Below are 24534 nucleotides of genomic sequence, written 5' to 3'. Positions count from 1 at the left end.
TCCGAATATCCACGTAAAGGTCTTCCCCGAACGATGTCTAATCCGACTCACATCGCCTTACCGGCCCCGGCTAAAATCAACCGGATGCTGCACATTACGGGACGTCGTTCAGATGGTTATCATCAGCTGCAAACCCTATTTCAGTTTCTCGACTATGGTGATCAACTCACGTTTGCTCTACGTCATGATGGCCGTTTAACGTTAACACCCGCACTGGATCAGGTTGCCTTGGAAGACAACCTGATCATACGAGCCGCCCGTTTATTACAAACTCAATCGGGTACCTCATTAGGGTGCGATATCACCTTAAAAAAACAGTTGCCAATGGGAGGCGGCCTTGGCGGTGGCAGCTCTGATGCGGCAACTGCATTAATGGGGTTAAATCATCTCTGGCAGCTGGGATATTCAGCCGCTACGCTAGCCACGCTTGGGCTGACACTGGGTGCCGACATTCCGGTTTTTGTTCACGGTCAAGCGGCTTGGGCGGAAGGAATCGGTGAATGCCTTACCCCTGTTGAGTTGGATACCCCCGTATTTCTGGTCATTCACCCAGGCTGTCACTGTGCGACAGGCGCAGTTTTTACGCATCCCGATTTGACACGAGACAGCGCACCTATTAATCTTGCCGCCGCGCTGAAAGAAGGAGGGCGCAACGACTGTGAAGCAGTGGTGCGTCGACTCTACCCGGCGGTCGATCAAGCTATCAACTGGCTTAATCGTTTTGCTTCAGCTCACTTGACCGGCACAGGTGCATGTATTTTTGCTGCCTTTACCGATATGACTGAAGCGAACGCGGTGCTGGCAAAACTGCCAGAAACCTTTTCAGGTCATCGTGTTACGGGTTTTGTCGCACAGGGTACAAATTGCTCTTCACTCTTGACAGCGATGAAAAAGCTGGCGTAGTATGCGCCGCGCTGCTGGGGTATCGCCAAGTTGGTAAGGCACTGGATTCTGATTCCAGCATTCCCAGGTTCGAGTCCTGGTACCCCAGCCAATTTTTCCTCCCTTCTTCCTTTCTGCCCTTCCATCAGAGTCACCCCAATATTAAGCAAGGTGCGCAAGTGTCTAATTTGATGGTGTTTTCGGGTAATGCAAACCCGGAACTGGCCCGAAAGGTGGCGGATTGTCTTGATATCCGTCTGGGAGATGCAACCGTTGGTCAGTTCAGCGATGGCGAAATCGCTATTGAGATCAACGAAAATGTCCGTGGTGGCGATGTCTTTATCGTTCAGTCGACATGCGCCCCGACCAATGACAACCTGATGGAAATGATCCTGATGGTTGATGCATTGCGTCGTGCTTCTGCCGCCCGGGTCACCGCTGTTATCCCTTATTTTGGCTACGCTCGTCAGGACCGCCGAGTCCGCTCTACACGTGTACCGATCTCTGCCAAAGTGATCGCTGACATGATGTGCGCTGCTGGCGTTAGCCGAGTCATGACCATGGATCTACACGCTGATCAGATTCAAGGCTTCTTCGACGTCCCGGTCGACAACATCTACGGTTCTCCAGTACTGCTGGATGATGTCGAGCGTCAAAACTATGACGACATTGTCGTCGTATCTCCGGACGTAGGCGGTGTTGTACGCGCTCGCGCCATCGCCAAAGAGCTGAATGATGCTGATCTGGCCATCATTGACAAACGTCGCCCTCAGGCTAACCAAGCCCAGGTGATGCATATCATTGGTGAAGTGAAAGATCGAACGTGTGTCATTGTGGATGACATTGTTGATACCGCAGGCACCCTGTGCAAAGCCGCTGAAGCGCTCAAAATTCGCGGCGCGCGTCGAGTGGTTGCCTATGCCACACACGCGGTACTGTCAGGTCCTGCGATCGACAACATCAAGAACTCAACGCTTGATGAATTGATCGTAACTGACACGCTTCCATTGACTGAAGAAGCACGATCCAGTGGCAAAATTCGCCAGCTGAGTATTTCTGGCCTACTGGCTGAAGCGGTACGTCGTGTCAGCAATGAAGAATCTGTCAGCGCCATGTTCCGATAAACACACTGACTGATACCAAGCCCAAAATGCTCATTGGCATCACACGGCGGGGGATCAGTAGTGCGGATCTGATCATCAAAACTGATCACACGGCATATGAAATTCGAAACCTGCCTGATTCAACATCAGACAGGTTTCACCATCCAGGCAATGGATTACCTCTGGTCGCGGAGCCCATTGCCTGATTTTAATTAAGCCTCCATTGAGGAATGAAAATGTCCAAGTACACTTTTGAAGCCACAGTTCGTAACGACCTTGGGAAGGGTGCGAGCCGCCGCCTGCGTCGTGCGAAAACTCACATCCCGGCCATTGTTTATGGTGGTGAAGATGTACCGCAACCGATCGCCCTGGTTCAGCGCGAGTTTTATCGTGTTCTCGAACAGGATGAAGGGATCTTTACTGCAGTCCTGACGCTGAACATCGATGGAAAGCCGCAACAAGCCATCATCAAAGACATTCAGCGTCACCCCTTCAAGCCGCTGGTTTCTCACGTTGACTTCCAGCGCGTTGACGCTTCCCACAAAGTAAGCGTTCACGTACCGGTTCACTTCATTAATGAAGCCACTTGTGCTGGTGTTAAAAATGAAGGCGGCAAAATCACTCACCTGCTGACCGAAATTGAAGTGACTGCACTGCCACAGCACCTGATCGCTTCAATCGACATCGACATGGCAGATAAGAAAGTGGGTGATGTGGTTCACCTGTCTGACCTGAAATTGCCGGAAGGTGTTGAAGTCACCACACTGGCACACGGCGGCAATGACACCGCTATCGTTAACGTCGTAGCCGCTCAGAAAGGGGCTGCAGACGAAGACGAAGAAGACGCCGCTGATAGCGCTGAATAAGCGCCATCATTAAACCACCAGGATCTTGCATTATGACCAACCGCATTCAGCTCATTGTCGGCCTGGGTAATCCCGGCAACGAATATGAACGCACGCGGCATAATGCAGGGGCCTGGCTGGTTGAGGCACTCGCTCGGGCGCATGGGGAAACTCTGCGCCCGAGCAAATATCACGGCCTACACTGTAAAGTGCATATGGCCGGGCAAGATGTGCACCTGCTTTTCCCCACCACTTTCATGAACCGTAGTGGGCAAGCCGTCAGTGCACTGGCCGGATTTTTCAAGATTGCGCCTGAAGCCATTTTAGTGGCGCATGACGAACTGGACATTCCTCCAGGCTCAGTCAGGCTCAAACAAGGTGGTGGTCACGGTGGCCATAACGGTTTACGCGATATCATCAGCCAACTGGGTAATAACCGAAATTTTAACCGCTTGCGTGTGGGCATCGGGCATCCCGGTACTGCCCAGCAGGTGACCGGCTATGTACTAGGGCGGGCACCAGGCGCAGAACAACAGCGCATCGATGAAAGCATTGATGAAGCTCTGGCCTGCATGCCACAGATTCTTTCAGGCGAATGGACTGCCGCCATGAATCGCCTGCATAGCTTCAAAGCTCGCTGACTGCGCCACGCGATCGACAGCACAGGATAAGCATTATGGGCTTTAATTGCGGTATCGTCGGGCTGCCGAATGTCGGCAAATCCACACTCTTTAATGCCTTGACCAAATCGGGCATTGATGCCGAAAACTTCCCTTTCTGCACGATTGAACCCAACACGGGGATTGTCCCCATGCCCGACCCGCGTTTGAATACGCTGGCCGACATCGTCAATCCAGAGCGCGTACTCCCCACGACAATGGAATTCGTGGATATTGCGGGCCTAGTCGAAGGCGCTTCCCGTGGTGAAGGCCTAGGCAACCAGTTTTTGGCGAACATTCGTGAAACGGATGCCATCGCTCACGTCGTGCGCTGCTTTGACAATGACAATGTGATTCATGTCGCCAATCGAGTCGATCCGCGCTCAGATATCGAAATCATTAATATGGAGCTGGCTCTGGCCGACCTCGACTCCGTCGAACGTTCGATTCAGAAGCTGGTTCGCACCGCCAAAGGGGGCGACAAAGAAGCCATCGCCCAAAAGGCAGTGCTGGAAACCATACAGCCCCACCTCGCAGAAGGCCAACCTCTGCGCAGCTTTGGGCTGGATGATGAACAGAAAAAAGTGCTGCGGGGCTACAACTTCCTCACCCTCAAGCCCACCATGTACATCGCGAATGTCAGTGAAGATGGGTTTGAAAATAACCCCTATCTTGAGGTCGTGCGCGAGATCGCCGCAGAAGAAGGGGCCGAAGTTGTTCCGGTCTGCAACAAAATTGAAGCCGAAATTGCTGAGCTCGAAGATGATGAAATGGAAATCTTCATGGAAGAGCTGGGGCTAGAAGAACCCGGACTCAACCGCGTCATCCGTGCAGGCTACAAACTCCTCGGGCTACAAACCTACTTTACGGCCGGTGTCAAAGAAGTCCGCGCCTGGACAGTTAAAATAGGGGCGACAGCACCTCAAGCAGCCGGTGTTATCCATACCGACTTTGAAAAAGGCTTCATCCGCGCCGAAGTCATCAGCTATGACGACTTTGTCACCTATAAGGGTGAGCAAGGGGCTAAAGAAGCGGGTAAATGGCGCCTCGAAGGTAAGGACTATATCGTCAAAGATGGCGATGTGATGCATTTCCGCTTTAATACCTAATGCCGGACGATCTATAGCTCAAATAATTCAGATGCTGAGTTCATAGCATCGTGTGGGGCCATAGGACAAGTTGAGGTCATAGATAAGTGCTATGGCCTCAACGACTACGCCATCTTCTCTTATTTTGCGCTCAGCCGGCCCCTCAATCCATTTCCCTCGGCCCCTTCCCTCAACTTTTCTCCAAACGCATACAAAGGCTAAACGGTGAGTTGGCAGCCCCCAGTAGGCGACCTCTTGAATATCATTTCATCTTATAGATGAACTTGTGATTTAAAGCTGGCCTCGAAATCGTTACACTAGTTTTTTTGGATGGCGTGAATGTCATCCAATCGTATGAAGTCGTGACGCTAGCTCGCGTCGGTTGCATCCATAATATTGAGTGATTAGCCTGAGCGACAATTCATGCTTTGCCTGTTCGCATCGGGGTAAAGCAATTGTTTGCCCGCGCCTTGCACTGGATGCTTGCGCCTCACGGCGGCTATCGCCACCTTAAGGGGGCATGCCGGACGCATGTCATAGGCCACAGCCCAGGAAAGAATTCGAGATAATGCCGCACTCTCACCGTTTACTGCACCGTGCAGCCCCTTTTATTGTTTTACTTTTACTCTTTGCGATCGTTGGCTGGTCGACTTCTGGTGTCTCAACCGCTTCGGGCAAAGTCTTGGAGCGGCAGGTACTTGAATTAGCGCCGCCCATCGATATCAGTGCCCCCACGGATGAGGACAACAGCACTGACCGTAGCTTCGACCATATCGTCGCTTCCGGTGAAACGCTGAGCACCATTTTTGATGACTATCATCTAGGCCAAACCGTCCTTTATGCGATTTTATCGGCCGATGAAGAATTATTAGCCCTGGACACACTGCGCCCCGGAACGCGCCTGCACTTTGTTCTGGATAAACAAGATCAGCGCCTAGAACAACTCGATCTTCACTTACATCCCGGCCGCACAGTGCATTATCGCCGCACACCTTCGGGGATATTCGAGTTTGAAGATGAAATCAGCCCCACCATCTGGTATCAGCGCATAGTCTCTGGCCCTATTCGGGGCAGCTTTTACTTATCCGCATTACGCGCTGGCCTTGATAAAGCCGATATCGTCGCGATTCAAAAAATCTTACAAGATAAGATCAACTTCAATCGAGATGTCCGCGCAGATGACCGCTTTGAGGTCGTGATGGGCATTGAGATGTCTGACGAAGGCGCCACTGGTAATATCCGGGTCGAAGGGGTTCGCTTATTATTACGCAATAGAGTCGTCTCGGCGTTTATGCATAAAGACGGCAACTATTACGACCCCAATGGTGAAAGCCTGCTACGCGCTTTTTTACGCTATCCCACACAGCGCCATTATCGTATCAGCTCGCCTTTTAACCCCAACCGCCACCATCCGGTGACGGGTCGTCGTGCGCCACATAATGGCACCGATTTTGCCACCCCCTCAGGCACCCCCGTGATGGCAACAGGAGAAGGGGTCGTCACACGCGTTCGTAATCACCCCTATGCGGGCAAATACATTGAAATCAAACATACCGGCCAATACAAAACACGTTACCTGCACCTGAGCCGAATATTGGTACGTAAAGGCCAGCATGTCGAACGCGGTCAACGTATCGCGCTTTCAGGCAATACAGGGCGTACCACCGGCCCACACCTGCATTACGAGCTCCATATTAATAACCGACCGGTGAATGCAATGACTGCCGATATTCCGACGGCAACGCATATCCCTAAAGCGGAAATGGCTTCTTTTAAACAGCGTATGGAAGTCTTACGTACCGTCATGATCAGCACAGAAGCGCATCTCGCGACCAGTCGCGAGTCAAACCAAGAGAAGGATTCATGACACGAGCTTGACAGCCTCATAGAAGCTTCTTAATATGCCCGCCGTGTGGCAATGTAGCTCAGTTGGTTAGAGCACATCACTCATAATGATGGGGTCGCTGGTTCGAATCCAGCCATTGCCACCAGACTCATGCAAGAAAGCGGTTGATGACACTCATCAACCGCTTTTTTTATGTCTATTGATTCATCAGCCTGCCTAATGAATAAGCCTGATCAGGAAAACGCCGCTCAATAGATCACCTCACGACATATTGAGTTTAGTGGCACTCCCTGGCGCAACACTAAACACCGGCGCTTGAGATTTCGGTAATGCATCACGGCCGCGAATCTGATCGGCGATCTTTTCGGCCATCATAATCGTGGGCGCATTGAGATTGCCCGTTGGAATACGCGGCATAATGGAGGCATCGACAACTCTTAACCCCTCTAAGCCATGCACACGCCCCTGCTCATCAACAACCGACATGGCATCGTCCCCCATCGCACAGCTACCACAGGGATGATAAGCCGTTTCAGCATGAGCACGTATGAACTCATCCAAGGCCTCATCGGACTGTATCTCAGGGCCAGGCGCCAGCTCTCGACCTCTTAAGCCATCGAAAGCCGGTTGCGCAATAATCTCACGGGTCAGGCGAATCGCCGCTCGAAACTCACGCCAATCCTGCTCATGGCTCATATAGTTAAATAAAATACTCGGCGCCTCGAATGGATCCAACGAGCGTAACCGAATCCGCCCTCGGCTCGGCGAACGCATCGAGCCTACATGGGCCTGAAAGCCATGAGCCTCAACCGCATGGGTGCCATTATAATTAATCGCAACGGGCAGAAAGTGATATTGCAAATTGGGCCATAATTGTTGCTCATCACTGCGAATAAAACCCGCCGCTTCGAACTGATTGCTAGCACCAATCCCTTTGCCCAAGAACATCCATTGAGCCCCAATCTTCGGCTGATTCCACCACTTTAACGCCGGGTATAATGAAATCGGCTGTTGACACTCGTACTGAATGTACATTTCCAGATGATCTTGCAAATTTTCCCCCACCCCAGGGAGGTGGTGGACCGAGGGAATACCCAAAGTCGTGATCTGCCGCTCATCACCGACCCCTGAGCGTAACAGAATCTGAGGAGAGGCAATCGCCCCAGAACATAACAACACTTCACGCCGAGCCGACACCTCATGCGGCTGACCATGGCGCCAATAGCGCACCCCCGTTGCACGCAGACCATCAAAGAGAATCCGATCAGTTGTCGCACGGGTTTCAATCGTCAAGTGATCACGCGATTTGGCCTGATCCAGATAACTGCGGGCCGTACTGCTACGCCGGCCAAACGCGGTTGTCGTCCGATCCATCGGACCAAAACCTTCTTGCTGATAACCATTCACATCTTCTGTGGCGGGATAACCCGCCTGCTGACCCGCTTCAATAAATGCATGATACAGCGGATTATTACCCGGCTTAGGCGTTGTGACATGCAAAGGCCCTTCTCCACCATGGTAGTCATTGGGCCCAATATCACGAGTTTCGGCCTTACGGAAGTAAGGTAAACACTGCGCATAATTCCAACTCTTGAGACCAAAATCCTGGGCCCAATGGTCATAATCCAACGCATTGCCACGGATGTAACACATCCCATTAATCAGCGAAGAACCTCCTAGCCCTTTACCACGGCCACAATCCATCTGGCGCTGATTCATATGAGGCTCGGGGTCTGTCCGATAGGCCCAGTTATAACGCTTGCCTTGCAACGGATAAGCCAAAGCAGCGGGCATCTGGGTGCGCCAGTCAAAGCGCCAATCAGGGCCACCGGCCTCTAAAAGCAAAACCGACACCTCAGCATCTTCGGTCAGACGCGCAGCCAGCACATTACCGGCAGATCCCGCCCCGATAATGATGTAGTCGTATTCACGAACCTGAGTCATAGCCTTCTCCATGCAATAAGCGGCCAATGCCCACCGCCATAGACGTGGAACCCATAATGAAAAGAATAAAAAGCAGAGTGATGCGTTTAATCGTGATGACCGTGGTCACCACAACATTCATCACAGAAACGCTTGAAGCCGTTTAATATCAAAGACGTTCAATATCAAAACCGTTTAATATCGGAACGCTTAAACATCAAAAGGCATCAACGTCAGAACACACTCTCAACCTCACCCAATTCGACATAAACCGATTTGGTTTGAGTGTAATGATGAAGAGATTCAATACCATTTTCTCGACCGATACCTGAGTGCTTATATCCGCCTACCGGCATTTCAGCGGGTGAAAGGTTGTAATTGTTCAACCAACAGATCCCGGCCTCAAGTTGATGGATCACACGGTGAGCTCGCTTGATATCACGGCTGAAAACCGCAGCGGCCAGACCATAATCAGTATCATTGGCTCGCGCGATCACCTCGGCTTCATCACGAAAGCTCAAAATGGACATCACAGGGCCAAAAATTTCTTCTTTGACAATCCGCATGTCATCCCGACAATCGGTAAACACCGTCGGTTGAACATAAGCGCCTTGAGCCAACAGACCTTCAGACTCACGCTCACCGCCGACTAACAGCGTCGCCCCCTCCTCAACCCCTAACCGAAGGTAAGAGAGAACCTTGTCCATATGCTGGAAACTCACCAGCGGCCCCAGATTCACCTTCATATCTTGAGGGTCACCCATTCGCATCTTGTTCACACGCTCAACCACACGCGCTTCAAATTCAGCCTTCAGGCTTTCATGCACAAAGACCCGTGTGCCATTCGTGCAAATCTGTCCACTGGAATAAAAATTCGCCATTAAGGCCGCAGACACCGCTTGTTCTAAATCAGCATCGTCAAAAATAATCAGCGGAGATTTGCCCCCCAGCTCCATGGTGACATCCTTAAGGCTACTGGCGGCAGCATCACTCATGACACGCTTCCCGGTACCGGCTTCCCCAGTAAAGGAAATTTTGGCGATGTTCGGGTGGCTCGTCAGCATCTGTCCGACACGGGCATCGCCCTGCACCACATTAAAGACGCCTTCAGGCAAACCGGCTTCAGTTAGGATCTCGGCCAGTTTGAGTGCGGTTAAAGGCGTCATCTCACTGGGCTTAAATACCACGGCATTCCCGGCCGCCAAAGCAGGCGCGGCTTTCCAGCAGGCAATCTGCAAGGGATAGTTCCAGGCCCCAATGGCGCCAATAACCCCTAACGGCTCACGGCGGGTATACACAAAAGCCTGCTCGCTCAGCGGAATCTGCTCACCTTCAATCGCTGGCGCCAGCCCGGCGTAATACTCCAACTGATCGGCCCCCGTCACAATATCAACCTCACGAGTTTCACTCAGAGGCTTGCCGGTATCGAGTGTTTCAATCAGCGCTAATTCATCATTGCGTTCACGTAACAAAGCAACCGCTCGGCGCATAATACGAGAACGCTCCATAGCACTCATTGCGGCCCAGACTTTCTGCCCTGCTTGGCTTGACGCCACCGCGTCATCCACATCCGCCTGGGAGGCCTGCCGGATCTGAGCGATGACAGCCCCTGTCGCCGGATTCACCGTCTCAAAAGTATCCGTCCCTTGCCCCTCAACCAACTGGCCTTGAATATACAAAGTCGCTTGCGGCTTACTCAGAACAGCAGCATGCTGCATGTCATTATTCGTTGTTCGCTCACTCATGACGTCTCCTTCAAAACAGTCGCAGGGGCCAACCAGAATTCAACCTGACGACGCGCCAAGCGGCGACATTCATCAACGTCAACGCCTTCGCCACTCAGCCCACCTCTAAGCCATAGACCATCAATCATTGCGGCCAAAGAACTGGCCGCCATCTGGGCCTCTTCTCGAGGTAAGCAACGCCGAAACTGATAGCACAAATTAGAATAAAGCCGCCGTTCATTGACCTTCTGTAAACGAGCCAAAGGCGCGTGATGCATACTGGAAGACCAAAAAGCTAACCAAGTTTTCATGACAGAAGGATCAAGCTGTCCGCGATCAAAATTACCATCGATAATCGCATAGAGATGACCGCGAATATCCTCCTCAGCCAACCCCTCGCGGCGCATCGCAACGGCCCGGCCCAGCTCACTCAAAATGAAGCGCATCGTCGCTTCAAGCAGCCCATCTTTACCGCCGAAGTAGTGACTAATGATGCCACTAGAAACGCCTGCAATTCGCGCAATACGAATGATGGTGGCATCAGCTAAACCGAACTCATTAATCGCCATTAAAGTAGCTTCAATTAACTGACGACGACGAATCGGCTGCATTCCGACTTTAGGCACAGCGAGATCTCCTGATGGCTGATAGGGGAAGGCGGCACATTATCATATCTCGACGTTTTCACATCGCCGGCCCCGACCCACAAATGCCCACTTACGGGACAAGATTATCTTTTATTAATTGATCGTTCAAGAAAAGGTTGAACAATCATTTAATAAAACACTATAGTGAATAGCGCATCATTTTAATAACAAATATTTATCGAAAATTCGCTCACATTCATCTCCAGGGGCCAACATACCGGCTGGCGATAGATCCAAAACCGGGCCTGGGGCTTTTCTGCGAATGAGGAACCAAACCGATGAAAGATAAGCGATTAACCACAACCTTAATCAGCGCCGCCACATTGATGCTCGCTACGCCAACATGGGCTAGCGAAATCCCTCAACAATGCCAAACCGTTGATTTTGCAGAAGTAGGTTGGACTGATATCACCGCGACAACCGCCACCAGCCGCTGGGTACTAGAGGCTATGGGCTATCAGACGACCAGTCAGACGGTCTCGGTTCCGATTGCCTACGCCGGCTTAGAAAATCATGACTTCGACGTCTTTCTGGGTAATTGGATGCCGTCAATGGCCAGCATTATCGAGCCTTACACCCAAAAGGGCACTGTCGAAACAATTAGAGCGAATCTGACAGGGGCGAAATACACGCTTGCCGTCCCTCAATATGTTTATGACGCCGGGGTTCATTCATTCAGCGACCTGGCAGAACATCGACGTCAATTTAACGGGCGTATTTATGGCATTGAGGCTGGCAACGATGGTAACCGCATCATTCAATCCATGATTGATGACAACGCCTTCGATTTGAAGCGGTTCAACCTCATTGAATCTAGTGAGGCGGGGATGTTGGCCGAAGTGAAACATAGTACCGAGCACAACGACTGGATTGTGTTCCTTGCTTGGGAACCCCACCCCATGAACACGCGATTTGACATGGCGTACCTAGAAGACGGGGATGACTACTTTGGCCCCAACTATGGAGAGGCGAAGGTCTATACGAATACGCGAGCCCACTATAGCCAAGACTGCCAAAATATGGGGCGATTTTTGAATAACTTGTCTTTCACACTGAGTATGGAAAACCAGATCATGGCCGACATCATGTACCATGAAGTGGAGCCCATGGTCGCCGCAAAAGCTTGGCTCAAAAGCAACCCCGCCGTGCTCGACCAGTGGCTGAAAGGGGTCACAACAGTGAATGGCGAAGCGGCGCTTCCTGCCGTCAAAGCAGCCCTCAGTCAGGACTAGAGCTCTCACCTCAATCGTTTGGGCCTAAAGCGTTTGGCTCTAAAAAGCCTTCACATAAAAGCGACTCCGTTTTTGCCCTTGTAAGGCCTTGAAAAAAATTAGAAACAAGGGCAGAAACACCGGCCGAAAAACTTTTTTAAACAAGTAGTTGCAACCCTCAAAAGAATACGTATAATGCGTCTCCGTTGTCGGGGCTATGTAGCTCAGCTGGTTAGAGCACATCACTCATAATGATGGGGTCCCCTGTTCGAATCAGGGCATAGCCACCAACACTCTCTTTTCAAGTGGAGAGATGATCGAAAAGATCAAAGGTGACAAAGGCTTGACATAAAAAATGCCATGCCTATAATGCGCACCAACCTTGAGATGTTCCCTGGTAGCTCAGTTGGTAGAGCAGTTGACTGTTAATCAATTGGTCGCAGGTTCGAGTCCTGCCCAGGGAGCCACTAATCCTCGATAGCTCAGTTGGTAGAGCAGTTGACTGTTAATCAATTGGTCGCAGGTTCGAGTCCTGCTCGAGGAGCCAAATTCTAAAAGCCCGCTTATTCATAAGCGGGCTTTTTTTATGACCCATGTTATAACGAAATCACCTTCGCCCACTGTCTTCACAGCCTCCTATGCGATGATCCCGTCGCCCACGATCTAGCAATCCACGATCGAACAATCAAAGTCTCTGCACCCTCTAAACCGGCGACATCGCCTCACCTCAAGCGTCGGGTCGCAAGTCGTTATGGTCACGCGCTGAAAGTACTGACAGAAGCGATTAGGCGAAAGCAAATGTGTAGTTTATAGTTTTTAAATTAAATCTAAGAGCCCTTAATAGTCAAAAACAACCACCCCGATAAACTTAATTCGTTATCCCTTGCTCACTCGCCTCATCTATGCTGATGCCATCAGTTCAGCCAGCACGACCGTGACTATCAACGATGAGGAATACCGCCATGAGCCAGTGTCCATACCATACCACCACTGCCGGTGCCCCAATTGCCGACAACCAGAACAGTTTGACGGCCGGCCCTCGCGGTCCCGTATTAATGCAAGATTGGCAACTCCTCGAAAAACTGGCTCACCAGAACCGCGAACGCATTCCCGAGCGCGTTGTTCATGCCAAAGGTTGGGGAGCTTATGGCACTTTCACCGTGACCCAAGATATCAGCCGCTATACTCGGGCTCGTTTATTCAGTGAAGTAGGCAAGCAAACGCCTGTTATCACCCGCTTTTCAACCGTGGCAGGTGAACTGGGAGCTGCCGATGCAGAGCGTGATGTGCGCGGCTTTGCCGTCAAATTCTATACGGAAGAAGGTAACTGGGACCTAGTGGGCAATAACACGCCGGTATTCTTTATCCGCGACCCACTGAAATTCCCTGACTTCATTCACACTCAAAAACGACATCCACGCACTCACTTACGCTCTCCAACCGCGATGTGGGATTTCTGGTCCTTATCACCAGAATCCCTTCACCAGGTCACGATCTTAATGTCCGATCGCGGCTTACCCACCGACATCCGCCATATGAATGGCTATGGCTCACACACCTTCTCATTCTGGAATGATGATGGTGAGCGCTTCTGGGTTAAGTTTCACTTCAAAACACAGCAAGGCCATCAGCACTGGACCAATGAAGAGGCAGCCAACATCGTCGGCCAGACCCGAGAATCAACCCAAGAAGACCTTTTCGGCAGTATCGAAAAAGGCCAATACCCGAAGTGGACCTTACACGTTCAAGTCATGCCAGAAGCAGACGCCGAGACCACCCCATACAACCCCTTTGACCTGACCAAGGTCTGGCCTCATAGCGACTATCCACTCATTGAGGTTGGCGAATTAACGCTCAATCGTAATCCAGACAATTACTTTGCAGAAATCGAGCAGCTGGCCATGTCGCCATCCAATGTGGTGCCCGGTATAGGCTTCTCGCCTGACAAGGTGCTACAAGCACGCCTTTTCAGCTACGCCGACGCTCACCGCTATCGCTTAGGGACTCACTACGAAGCCTTGCCCGTCAACCAGCCCAAATGTCCGGTACACCACTATCACATGGATGGCCAAATGAATTTTATGGGCCACCAAAGCGGCCAGTCAGATGCCTACTATGAACCCAATTCTTTTAATGGCGCGGTCGCTCGACCCGACGTTGCCGAACCGCCTTTAGCTCTCTCTGGCGATGCTGATCGTTATGATCATCGTGAAGGCAATGATGATTTCAGCCAACCTAGAGCCTTGTGGCAATTATTCAGCGACGAGCAGAAAACGCGGCTCTATCGCAATATTGCAGCGGCAATGGCTGGGGTGCCTGACGACATTATTGAACGTCAGATTGGGCTTTTTGACCAAATCGATCCCGCTTATGGTCAAGGGGTACGTACCGCCTTGACTCAGGCTTAACCCTTTCAGCGGACATCACCCATAAAACCCAAAATCCCGGCCTAAGGCCGGGATTTATTCATACAAAGTAGAGACCCCCTCAATGGGATAAGGTATTAGAAAAAGCACTGATCGCTGAGACAACCTGGTCAGCGCCTTTCTGAATATCAGTGATTGCAAACTCAACCTGGGCGACATGCTCAGAGGCAATATCCGCATAAGACAAACTACTTTGAATACGCTCAACAACTTGTGAGTTCAGCTCTCGGTTCTGCACCACCACCTTACTCACTTCACGGGTTGATGCTGCAGTGCGCAATGACAGCTGTCGTACTTCATCCGCCACCACCGCAAAGCCTCGCCCACTGTCTCCCGCCCGAGCCGCCTCAATCGCTGCATTTAATGCCAGTAAGTTGGTTTGCTCGGCAATACTGTCAATCGTCCCGAGAATTTGACCGATTTCAGCGGAAGCTTCGGCTAATCGAGTCACTTCCTGAGACTGCTCTCGCATATCAGCAAACAACTGGTTAAAAGACGCTGTTAACTGCTTCAAACTGCCAACCCCTTGTAGAGCCGTCGTTTGAGTCTGCAATGACACTTCATAAGCCATGTGTGCCGCTTGTGATTCGGCTTGCTGCTGATCAACTTCAGCACTGATGTCGGTTGCAAATTTCACAATCTTCAACACCTGGCCAGAAGCGCTAATCACGGGGTTATAACTGGCTTCCAGCCAAACGCTACGTCCATCTTGAGCAATTCGTTGGAAGCGCCCAGAGACAAACTGTCCTCGCCGTAACTGAGACCAGAAATGCTGGTAGTCATCGCTGGCGACCGCTTCCGGGGTACAAAAAATACGATGGGATTGCCCTTTCAGTTGGCTCAAGGAATATCCCATCGCCGATAAAAAGTTCTGGTTCGCGGTCAAGACATGGCCTTCAATATCAAACTCGATAATCGCCATGGCCTTATCCAACGCCTCAAACACACTTTGATGGGTCATCTGCTGTTGAGTTTGCTGTGTCACATCAGAGGCATGCTTGAGCACTCCGGTCACACGTCCTTGCTCATCTTTGATCGGCAGATAACTCCCTTCTAACCATAACGTTTGATCATGAACATCTCGCCTGGGGAAAGTGCCACTAATCGATTCACCTTGCCTTAAGCGATTCCAGAACTGTTGATAATCACGTTCATTCATGACCGCTTCTGGACACAACAAGCGGTGTGGCTTCCCGATTAACTCACTTTCCTGATACCCCATCAGGTTCAATAAACGAGCATTGATATAACGAATACTCCCCTCAGGAGAAAACTCGATAACGAGCATTGCAGATTCAATGGCCTGATCCTTGGCTTTAAGGCTATACAGCTGCGCCTCTAACTGACGAATATACGCATCCTGCTTTTTAGTCCAAAGTGCCATAGGCCACATATCCCCGGTCAGATGACAACACCACTAACGGTATGATTGGATGTATTTACTTTTTGATCTCAAGCACCAAAAACCTCGCAACTCAATCTCAGCGCCAAACCTTACCTCGCCGCCTTAACCTAAAAAATAAGCGGCAGCGATGAGAAGCAAAAGGGAAAGCACACCTTCAACACATCTTGGTCAGCATAGTATGAAATCTGAACAGAACAAAATAAAAACATACCAACCAAATACAAGTTAATAGCTATACAAGCAGATGGCATCAAAAAAGCAGGACAATCAGTCCTGCCTCCATTGTAGATCACGTTTTGATCGGCACTGACGTTTTGATCAACCCGTTCAACATTCGCGACTTTGCATGAACACCTCTAACGCACGGGCCAAGTACCAGGCATCATCTCGACCACACACTTCTCGAATCGAGTGCATGGCCCATTGCGGGGCTCCCACATCAACGGTACGAACACCCAGCTGAGTTGAGCTGATCGGGCCGATGGTACTGCCACAGCCCATGTCAGACCTCACCACAAAGCTCTGCACCGGCACCCCTGCTTCACGGCAGTACTCGCGGAATAAAGCACTGGTCTCACTGGTCGAAGCATAACGCTGGTTGGCATTCACCTTGATCACAGGCCCCGCATTCAGCTGAGGACCATGGCGCTCATCATGCCGATCACGGTAGTTAGGGTGAATGGCATGGGCATTGTCACAGGAAATAAGCAAGGAATGATGAATCAAACGCTGATAGTCGGTTTCACCGCCGGCTAACCGACGTAAAACGCTTTCTAAAAATGGCCCTTCGGCACCCACTGCGGAAGCACTGCCAACCTCCTCGTGATCCGTACACACTAACAGCGCTGTTTGATCCGTAGTGGTCTGACATAGCGCCTGAAGCCCAGTCCAGCAGGACAACAAGTTATCCAAGCGTGCACTGGTCAACAGACTCTCATCCAGCCCAACACTTGCCGGTGCCTGAGTGTCATAAAAGAAGAGATCGTAATCCACCACCTGATCGACGACATAGCCCTGTTGGCTCAACTCATCTTTTAATAAATCCCGGAAATCAAAACCGTCGCAAGCCTGCTGAATGACGGGGGGCAAATGCAATTGCGCATTGATTTCCAGCCCTTTATTCACCTCACGATTCAAATGAATCGCCAAACTCGGAATCAAGGCAATCGGCCGTTCGAAATCCAATAATGCAGATACCGGTAACGACTCTCCCGGCGCACGATAATAAACTCGGCCAGCCAAAGATAAATCTCGATCAAACCACGGCGCCAGCAAGGCGCCTCCGTAAACCTCAACCCCCAGCTGTAGCATCCCCTCTCGCGTGAGCTCTGGATTAGGTTTTACTTTTAAACAAGGGCTATCCGTATGCGCCCCCACCATCCGAACACCTTGACTCACGATGTCGCCCAGCCCGACACGAAAGGCGATCAACGAGCTCCCACCTCTCACGACGTAGTAGCCCTGGCCTGGCATTAGGCGCCATTCGTCACCCTCGTCGAGCGCTTGAAAACCCGCTTGAGATAAAGCCGCCTCCATCGACGTCACCGCCTGATAAGGTGAAGGCGATGCGGCTAAAAAAGCCTTCAAACCGGTATTAAAAGGATCACGATCAATCATTGACTACTCCTCAAGCGCCTACTTCTAAGTTGAGCGCGGATGATCAAACCTCTAAGGCTCCCACATTAAAGATCACCCAGTCGCACGTCACACGTTACGCACACATTTCAGACCACAGGGAACCTCAATGCCAAGACGCTATCATAGATAGCCATGCGCCCAAGTCAAAACGATAGGCGAACAGATGCATTCAAAGCGCAAGATGTTCATTATCGGGCCATAAAACGTAAAAATTAACGGAAAAATGCGACGTCATTGGTGCATTAGTAATAGTTTCCGTTATTCTAACCCTGTAATCCGTTGATACCGGACGCAAAAGAGCTGTCACAACTCGGCAGCCAAGCCCGTCCGACATGGAACCAAGGAGTTGACCCCGCATGCCCGCGCCCCTATCGCGCTCTACTCATTTTAGGTCCTTCATCGAGCAGCAGAAACAGGCATTCTGGCGCTGTCTTCTGGTCACTATTTTATGCCTACCCGCATTGGCTCATGCTTCGCTGCAGGCAAGCGATGAACAACGAGAAGCGGCCGAAGAAGTCTCTGAATTATTGGCCACAGAGCATTACGCCGATGTCGAATTCAGCGACAAACTCATGACTGAAACGCTGGATGGATATCTGAAGATGCTAGATCCTAACCGGGCCTACGTCCTGGCGGATCAAGTCGAACAATGGCATCAACAAACAGATAGCATCCGCAATGCACTGCAACAAGGTGAGCTGGATCTACCGTTCGAGGTTTTCCAAACCATCCATCAAGCCCAGCAAGCTCGATTAGAGCGCGTGGTCAGCCGACTCACCGATCATGTCGACAGCTTCCACTTTGATCAGGACATTCGCTTTCAACCTGATCGCCGGGAAGCCGAATGGGCTACGGATCAGTCGACTCTGGATGCCTACTGGGATTATCGCTTAACTAATGAGCTGTTAAGCATCATGGAAAATAGCGATAAAACTCCCGATGAAGCGGCTGCACAACTACTCAAGCGCTATAAGCAGCAGCAACGCCGCCTGGAACAGACCAACAATGAAGATGTGTTCCAGAGCTTTATGAATGCGTTCACCACCAGCATAGATCCACATACCAATTACTTTTCTCCCCGCCGAACAGAGAACTTTAATATCCAGATGAAACTTTCTCTGGATGGTATTGGCGCCATGCTGCAAGCCGAAGATGACTTTACCAAAGTTGTCAGTCTGGTGCCTGGGGGGCCGGCCGATAAACAAGGTGACCTCAAACCTGCCGACCGTATTTTGGCAGTCGCACAAGGTGAAGATGGCGAGCTGGTTAATGTGACGGGCTGGCGCTTAGATGAGGTGGTCGATCTCATTCGCGGAGAACGTGGCAGCATTGTCCGCCTGCAAGTCCAGCATGGCGGCAAAGGGCCGACTAAAGTGATTTCGATTACGCGCAATGCGGTTCAACTTGAAGATCAAGCCGCGAGTAAGCAGATGATCGATATCGAACAAGATGGCCAAACCCATAAAGTAGGGGTCATCAAGCTGCCGACGTTCTATCTGGACTTTGAAGGTGCCCGCGAAGGCCGCAAAGATTATCGCAGCACCACGCGCGATGTCGCCAAGCTCATCAAAGAGCTTGAAGAAGAAGGCATGGAGTCACTGGTCATTGATCTGCGTAACAACGGCGGGGGTGCACTGCAAGAAGCCAATTCTCTGGTCGGCCTTTTCATTAAGCGAGGCCCCACCGTGCAAGTCCGTGATGCGGATGGAGAGGTCAGCATTCTGGGCGATCGAGACGGTAAGATCTTTTACGATGGCCCAATGGCGGTGCTGGTTAACCGCATGTCGGCCTCGGCTTCTGAAATTTTTGCCGCCGCCATTCAAGATTATGGTCGTGGCCTGATTATCGGTGAACCCAGCTTCGGTAAAGGTACGGTACAAAGTCTGGTGAACTTGAATCACGGTCAGCTCAAACTGACACGCGCCAAATTTTACCGTATCTCAGGCGGTAGCACCCAGGAAAAAGGCGTCGTGCCAGATATTCAATACCCGAAATTAATCGACCCCAAAGAGATCGGAGAAAGCGCCCTGCCTCACGCCCTCCCCTGGGATCAGGTCCGACCGGTCATTCCACCACGTGAGCACGGTATTAAAGATCTGCTGCCCGCACTACGCGAGCACCATCAGGCTCGGATCACGCACGATCCTAACTTCGAATATTTGCGCGAACAGTCTGAATGGTTACAGTCCCATAGTGGCAGCCCCACCGTAAGCCTGAGTCAAACGGTTCGTCATGAAGAACATGAAGTGGAAGAACAGTCATTGCTGGACATGGAAAATAAACGTCGGGCAGCCCTGGATCTGGAACCGCTGAAAAGTCTCGAAGACAAACCCGATGACACAAGCAAAGCCGATGAAGCCGGCAAAGAAGACGACGAAGACTCACCGCTTGATCAAGCGGTATTAACCGAGACAGGACGTATTCTGCTGGATGCCATGAGCATGGCCAGCCCAGACTAATCCTCTTTCGCGAACAGCAGACAAACTACGAGAAAAAGCCGCTCCTTGAAGCGGCTTTTTCTCGATTAAGTTAATCAGATTAAGCAGATCAAATGAAGTGAATCAATATGCATTACCCATGAGCGCGATAAATACTCCGGACCACAGGCGCTTTACGCGTTAACCGATAAACCGGTTCAACCACGCCATCGTCACGCTCATGGCGGTGTAAACAATCGATATGAAAATTGACGCCAAATAATGCGTCCAAATGCGGTTGAGTTACAGAGAAAGGGGGAGAACGTCGATCCGCGGGCTGTTCACGTGCGACAAGCAATAATTGGGCCCCTGGTCGGAGCAGCTGAGCCATATGAAAAGCATAACGGTGTCGAGCCGGCTCAGGTAATGCCACCAATGCAGCGCGATCATAAACGCAGGCCACATGAGCGACATCCTTTGGATGGAGATGGAAAAAATCTCCTTGTAACAACGTTACCGCCCCTTGACGATAACGAACAAAATTGGGCAACCGATCACGAATCACCGTTTCATGACGACGAGTGCAAAAAGCATCAATCGCTTCCTGGGCCAGCTCGACACCAATCACTCGATGGCCTTGCTGCACCAACCATTGCATATCCTCACTAGCACCACAAAGCGGAACCAGTACCCGAGCCCCAGCGGCTAAATCTAATGTCGGCCAGAAATTTTTCAAATGGGCGTTAATCGACAGCTGATGAAACCCTGTATCGCCTTCGGCCCATATCGACTTCCAGAATTGTCGGTTCATCTTACCTCACTCAGACAAAAAGCAGCCAACGTCATCATGACGACTATTCCACAAAGGCTGTGGATAACACTGGGCACATCCTTCGGATGAGCGCGGCAGAGCAGCATCCCCACTTCGCCGAAGACAGAATGATCAATAAATGACCAATCCCCTATCCCCCACCGCTATGTCTCACTAGGTGGACGTGGGGGCACCATTGAAGTGGGAAAAGTCGCGATCTTCGGCCCCCCTTGATAATCGCGCGAACGCGCAGGCCCCTCGTTATCCACTTCATCAATCCGCACAATCGCATTCAGTGGCACATAGCTTCGCCGAACGCCCTTAAATTCATTGCGCAGCTTCTCTTCTCCAGGATCAACCAGCACGGCGCTCCGTTCACCAAAGACAAACTCTTCAACTTCTATAAAGCCAAACATGTCACTTTGGTACACGCCACGGGCATATAACTCATACACTTGATCCTGATTGACAAACAGGATGCGATATAATGGATCTGCGTTACTCATAATAATGATGTCACAGGTTTGTCAGTCAAAAGGGCCGCCAGTCAGCAGCGTTCATGGCGCGCGAGAATAGCATACTCTCACTATAATGATGGTAGCGCCAACCCGGTACGAGAGTATTATTTCGAGCAATCGATCGATTATAGACGGTATGCCCACTCGCCTCTCTCGCGTATAATCGGCCCCACATAAGATGGCACTAAACGGCTATCAACCAATATCGATTATCGTCAGCCGGGTGTCTCCACACCTGGCGATGCTGATACCCCGACATACTTCATCACCGACTCCAGAGGCAATATCCGGCTCATGGCGAAAAAGCTTTTTATCAAGACCCACGGCTGCCAAATGAATGAGTATGACTCCGCCCGTATGGCGGATCTACTTGGCGAATCGCACGCCCTGGAATTGACCGACGACGAAAACGAAGCGGATGTTGTACTGCTCAACACCTGCTCCATCCGTGAGAAGGCGCAAGAAAAAGTCTTCCACCAGCTCGGACGCTGGAAAAAGCTCAAAGACAAAAACCCGGATTTGGTCATTGGCGTAGGCGGCTGTGTCGCCAGCCAAGAAGGCGAGAACATCCGTAAACGCGCCAATCATGTTGACCTTATTTTTGGTCCGCAAACGCTACACCGTGTCCCGGATATGATTGATGCCACTCAGAAAGATCATATTCCCATGATTGATGTGACATTTCCGGAAATTGAGAAATTTGATCGTTTGCCCGCCCAAAAGGTCGAAGGTGCAACAGCCTTTGTCTCGATCATGGAAGGCTGCTCAAAATACTGCACCTTCTGTGTCGTGCCCTATACCCGTGGCGAAGAAGTCTCCCGTCCTTTTGAAGATGTCATTGCCGAAGTCGTACACTTGGCCGAACAAGGTGTACGCGAGGTCAATCTACTGGGGCAGAATGTGAACGCCTATCGTGGCTTGAATGACGAGGGCGATGAAATCGATTTGGCTGAGCTGATTAGTTTTATCGCCGCCATTGACGGCATCGACCGCATCAGGTTCACCACGTCCCACCCGGTTGAGTTTACGGATAGCCTCGTAGAGGCCTATGCCACGGTGCCCGAGCTAGTCAGCCACTTACACCTGCCGGTACAGTCTGGTTCTGACAGAATCCTTCAAGCCATGAAACGTGGTCATACTCGGGATGAGTATATTGAAAAAATGGAGCGTATTCGGGCCAACCGTCCGGATATCTGCTTTTCATCTGACTTCATCGTGGGCTTTCCTGGCGAAACCGATGAAGACTTTGCCGACACCATGGATCTAATCGCTCAGATTGGTTTTGATCTGTCCTTCTCATTTGTCTACAGCGCTCGCCCTGGCACACCGGCGTCAGACTTACCTGATGAGACCCCTGAATCAGTCAAGAAACAACGTTTAGCGATCTTGCAAGACCGCATCAATCAGCAGGCCATGCAGATTGCTCGACGAATGGTCGGCACCACTCAACGAGTTCTTGTCAGTGGCTTCTCACCCAAAGACCCCGGCCAGTTATCAGGCAGGACCGAAAATAATCGTGTCGTCAACTTCCCCTGTGATGACCCGGCAGGCACTATCGGCCGTTTTGTCGATGTTGAAATCACCGAAGCCTTGCCGAATTCATTGCGTGGACAACTCATCAGTGATGCCCGCTATTGACACGATTTGCGTTCGATAGAAACCACACAGAATCGGAACGATGCCTGCATGCCCTGAAAAAGGGCATGCACTCAGTGTCGCGGCATCATGACGCCACCATTTGACACTGAGGCTCGCCCGCAGTAGAACATGTTCAGAATACGATATACTGCAACCAGCACCATACAGTCCGGCATCATCAACTGACTGACTAACCCCACCTGTGGTGGGTCATTTGTAAACCTGGACGGATCACCTTGACCTCGACATCATCTGCTCAAGAAGAGTCTCAACGGATTATTCAACTTCAGTTAGAACCCGCAGACCCTCAACGCCTGATTAACCTATGCGGTCTCCATGATGAGCACTTGCGCCTGATTGAAAAACGCCTCAATGTGACCATGCGCAACCGTGGCCACGAATTTCAGGTGGCCGGTGAAGCCCGAAATACGCGTGTAGCGGCCAGCCTTCTGGAACGTCTTTATAAAGACACCGCTAACGAAACACTATTGCCCGACACCGTACATTTGTACCTGCAAGAAGCGGGCATTGAAGCGCTCGAAGAAGAAGGTGCAGCGCCCAATAGCCAGGTCTCCATTCGAACACCGAAGATGAATATCAAACCGCGCGGGGCAAACCAGCAAGCCTATGTCGAAATGGTGCGCAGCCATGATATTAATTTTGGTATTGGTCCAGCGGGCACGGGCAAGACTTACTTAGCTGTCGCCTGTGCCGTTGAAGCACTTCAGCGCGATGAGATTCGTCGTATATTGTTGGTCCGGCCTGCGGTAGAAGCGGGCGAAAAGCTCGGTTTCTTGCCGGGAGATCTGGCACAAAAAATTGACCCTTATCTTCGCCCATTGTACGACGCTTTATATGAAATGTTCGGGTTTGAACAGGTCAATCGGCTGATCGAAAAACAAGTCATTGAAATTGCACCGCTGGCTTTTATGCGAGGACGGACACTCAATAATGCCTTTGTCATTCTGGATGAAAGTCAGAATACGACACGAGAGCAAATGAAGATGTTCCTGACCCGTATCGGTTTTGGTTCAACGGCAGTCATTACTGGCGATATTACCCAAATTGACTTACCTCGTGGGACGAGATCGGGCCTCACCCATGTCATTCAAGTGCTTAAAAATGTGCAAGGGATTGGCATGACATTTTTCGAAAGCCGAGACGTGGTTCGCCATCCGCTGGTTCAACGCATTGTTGAAGCCTATGACGAAGCGGACCAGAGCGACAGCAGTGGCTACCAGCCTCACCCGGATGCAATCAACAGCGACCAGGATACGACGAATGGACGTTGAGCTTGATCTACAAGCCGCATACAGCGGCACGGTGGATTGCCCGGATCATGACCAGGTGGCACTTTGGGTCAGCACGGTATTAGCCGCACACCCCGATGAGACGCGCGATGAAATCACCGTTCGCTTAGTCGATAACCAAGAATCGCAACACCTGAATGCCACCTACCGAGGAAAAGATAAGCCGACGAATGTCTTATCTTTTCCCTTCGAAGCGCCACCAGGGATTCCCCTCCCCCTTTTAGGGGATCTCGTCGTTGCAGCGGATATTGTGGCTGAAGAAGCCGCTGCCCAGGAAAAACCATTATTTCACCACTGGGCCCATATGATCATCCACGGCACTTTACATCTGCTGGGGTATGATCATATCGATCCGGATGAGGCCGAAACGATGGAAAGCATTGAAATTCAGCTCCTCGCTGAACTCTCCATCCCGGATCCTTACCATCTGGAATAAAACACAA

19 protein-coding genes and 5 tRNA genes are annotated in these 24534 nt (G+C 51.0%); 17 read left to right on the top strand and 7 right to left on the bottom strand.

The genetic code is table 11. The features are described from left to right. Nucleotides 1-33 precede the first annotated feature (33 nt). The 8 genes from ispE to BFW38_RS02815 all read left to right on the top strand — a co-directional run bounded on the left by ispE (nucleotide 34) and on the right by BFW38_RS02815 (nucleotide 6568). Nucleotides 34-903 carry a 4-(cytidine 5'-diphospho)-2-C-methyl-D-erythritol kinase gene (ispE, locus tag BFW38_RS02850; RefSeq protein ID WP_068997023.1) on the top strand — a complete coding sequence of 290 codons (870 nt, stop codon included), beginning with the start codon at nucleotides 34-36 and terminating at the stop codon, nucleotides 901-903. Between the two features lie 15 nt (nucleotides 904-918). Then, nucleotides 919-994 (top strand) — tRNA-Gln (locus tag BFW38_RS02845). A gap of 67 nt (nucleotides 995-1061) precedes the next feature. Next, entirely contained in the window at nucleotides 1062-2006 is a 945-nt protein-coding gene (locus BFW38_RS02840) for a ribose-phosphate pyrophosphokinase (RefSeq protein WP_175400920.1), read from the top strand. A 215-nt stretch (nucleotides 2007-2221) separates the two neighbouring features. Then, nucleotides 2222-2851 (top strand): 50S ribosomal protein L25/general stress protein Ctc, encoded by a 630-nt coding sequence (locus BFW38_RS02835; protein WP_068997021.1) that lies wholly within the window; start codon nucleotides 2222-2224, stop codon nucleotides 2849-2851. 32 nt (nucleotides 2852-2883) lie between these two features. Then, entirely contained in the window at nucleotides 2884-3471 is a 588-nt protein-coding gene (pth, locus tag BFW38_RS02830) for an aminoacyl-tRNA hydrolase (protein WP_068997020.1), read from the top strand. Nucleotides 3472-3506: 35 nt separating this feature from the next. Beyond that, nucleotides 3507-4598, top strand: a complete 1092-nt coding sequence (gene ychF, locus BFW38_RS02825; RefSeq protein WP_068997019.1) for a redox-regulated ATPase YchF — start codon at nucleotides 3507-3509, stop codon at nucleotides 4596-4598. Nucleotides 4599-5145: 547 nt separating this feature from the next. Beyond that, nucleotides 5146-6444 carry a peptidoglycan DD-metalloendopeptidase family protein gene (locus BFW38_RS02820; protein ID WP_068997018.1) on the top strand — a complete coding sequence of 433 codons (1299 nt, stop codon included), beginning with the start codon at nucleotides 5146-5148 and terminating at the stop codon, nucleotides 6442-6444. Nucleotides 6445-6491: 47 nt separating this feature from the next. Then, nucleotides 6492-6568: transfer RNA gene (locus BFW38_RS02815), tRNA-Met, on the top strand. Between the two features lie 116 nt (nucleotides 6569-6684). On the opposite strand, the gene betA is transcribed toward BFW38_RS02815, so the two are convergent. From betA to betI, 3 genes are all read right to left on the bottom strand, one after another. Then, nucleotides 6685-8367, bottom strand: coding sequence for a choline dehydrogenase (betA, locus tag BFW38_RS02810; protein ID WP_068997017.1), 1683 nt, complete (start codon nucleotides 8365-8367; stop codon nucleotides 6685-6687). A 212-nt stretch (nucleotides 8368-8579) separates the two neighbouring features. Beyond that, nucleotides 8580-10064, bottom strand: a complete 1485-nt coding sequence (gene betB / locus BFW38_RS02805) for a betaine-aldehyde dehydrogenase (RefSeq protein WP_069000158.1) — start codon at nucleotides 10062-10064, stop codon at nucleotides 8580-8582. Between the two features lie 23 nt (nucleotides 10065-10087). Beyond that, a complete protein-coding gene (betI, locus tag BFW38_RS02800) occupies nucleotides 10088-10696 on the bottom strand; it encodes a transcriptional regulator BetI (RefSeq protein WP_175400919.1) in 609 nt (202 codons plus the stop codon). A 299-nt stretch (nucleotides 10697-10995) separates the two neighbouring features. On the opposite strand from betI, the gene BFW38_RS02795 reads away from it, so the two are divergent. From BFW38_RS02795 to BFW38_RS02775, 5 genes are all read left to right on the top strand, one after another. Next, on the top strand, nucleotides 10996-11949 hold the full coding sequence (locus BFW38_RS02795; RefSeq protein WP_068997015.1) for a choline ABC transporter substrate-binding protein: 954 nt from the start codon (nucleotides 10996-10998) through the stop codon (nucleotides 11947-11949). A 192-nt stretch (nucleotides 11950-12141) separates the two neighbouring features. Beyond that, nucleotides 12142-12218, top strand: a tRNA-Met gene (locus BFW38_RS02790). A 101-nt stretch (nucleotides 12219-12319) separates the two neighbouring features. Then, nucleotides 12320-12395, top strand: a tRNA-Asn gene (locus tag BFW38_RS02785). Between the two features lie 4 nt (nucleotides 12396-12399). Then, a tRNA-Asn gene (locus BFW38_RS02780) sits at nucleotides 12400-12475 on the top strand. Between the two features lie 415 nt (nucleotides 12476-12890). Next, entirely contained in the window at nucleotides 12891-14336 is a 1446-nt protein-coding gene (locus BFW38_RS02775) for a catalase (protein ID WP_068997014.1), read from the top strand. A gap of 79 nt (nucleotides 14337-14415) precedes the next feature. On the opposite strand, the gene BFW38_RS18290 is transcribed toward BFW38_RS02775, so the two are convergent. Together BFW38_RS18290 and BFW38_RS02765 are read right to left on the bottom strand one after the other, a co-directional pair. Next, nucleotides 14416-15738, bottom strand: a complete 1323-nt coding sequence (locus BFW38_RS18290) for a methyl-accepting chemotaxis protein (protein ID WP_068997013.1) — start codon at nucleotides 15736-15738, stop codon at nucleotides 14416-14418. A gap of 348 nt (nucleotides 15739-16086) precedes the next feature. Then, nucleotides 16087-17376, bottom strand: a complete 1290-nt coding sequence (locus BFW38_RS02765; protein ID WP_068997012.1) for a M18 family aminopeptidase — start codon at nucleotides 17374-17376, stop codon at nucleotides 16087-16089. Between the two features lie 377 nt (nucleotides 17377-17753). Between BFW38_RS02765 and BFW38_RS02760 the strand changes: the two genes are divergently transcribed. After that, a complete protein-coding gene (locus BFW38_RS02760) occupies nucleotides 17754-19856 on the top strand; it encodes a carboxy terminal-processing peptidase (RefSeq protein WP_084004414.1) in 2103 nt (700 codons plus the stop codon). Between the two features lie 112 nt (nucleotides 19857-19968). Here the strand turns inward: BFW38_RS02760 and BFW38_RS02755 are convergent, their stop codons facing one another. Then, nucleotides 19969-20625, bottom strand: coding sequence for a class I SAM-dependent methyltransferase (locus tag BFW38_RS02755; RefSeq protein ID WP_068997011.1), 657 nt, complete (start codon nucleotides 20623-20625; stop codon nucleotides 19969-19971). A 164-nt stretch (nucleotides 20626-20789) separates the two neighbouring features. Continuing rightward, a complete protein-coding gene (locus BFW38_RS02750) occupies nucleotides 20790-21131 on the bottom strand; it encodes a DUF1820 family protein (protein ID WP_068997010.1) in 342 nt (113 codons plus the stop codon). A gap of 306 nt (nucleotides 21132-21437) precedes the next feature. Here BFW38_RS02750 and miaB point away from each other — a divergent pair, with 306 nt between their 5' ends. The 3 genes from miaB to ybeY all read left to right on the top strand — a co-directional run bounded on the left by miaB (nucleotide 21438) and on the right by ybeY (nucleotide 24527). Next, the gene (miaB, locus tag BFW38_RS02745) at nucleotides 21438-22781 is read left to right on the top strand and encodes a tRNA (N6-isopentenyl adenosine(37)-C2)-methylthiotransferase MiaB (RefSeq protein ID WP_068997009.1); all 1344 of its coding nucleotides are present in this window, start codon (nucleotides 21438-21440) and stop codon (nucleotides 22779-22781) included. 236 nt (nucleotides 22782-23017) lie between these two features. Next, nucleotides 23018-24073: a PhoH family protein gene (locus tag BFW38_RS02740; protein WP_068997008.1), complete on the top strand. Its 1056-nt coding sequence runs from the start codon at nucleotides 23018-23020 to the stop codon at nucleotides 24071-24073. Next, nucleotides 24063-24527 (top strand): rRNA maturation RNase YbeY, encoded by a 465-nt coding sequence (ybeY, locus tag BFW38_RS02735; protein ID WP_068997007.1) that lies wholly within the window; start codon nucleotides 24063-24065, stop codon nucleotides 24525-24527. The genes BFW38_RS02740 and ybeY overlap by 11 nt, the downstream gene beginning before the upstream one ends. Nucleotides 24528-24534 lie beyond the last annotated feature (7 nt).

The organism is Terasakiispira papahanaumokuakeensis (assembly GCF_001709345.1).
Taxonomy (GTDB): Bacteria; Pseudomonadota; Gammaproteobacteria; order Pseudomonadales; family Halomonadaceae; genus Terasakiispira; species Terasakiispira papahanaumokuakeensis.
This window is presented reverse-complemented; position numbering and strand designations above follow the sequence as displayed.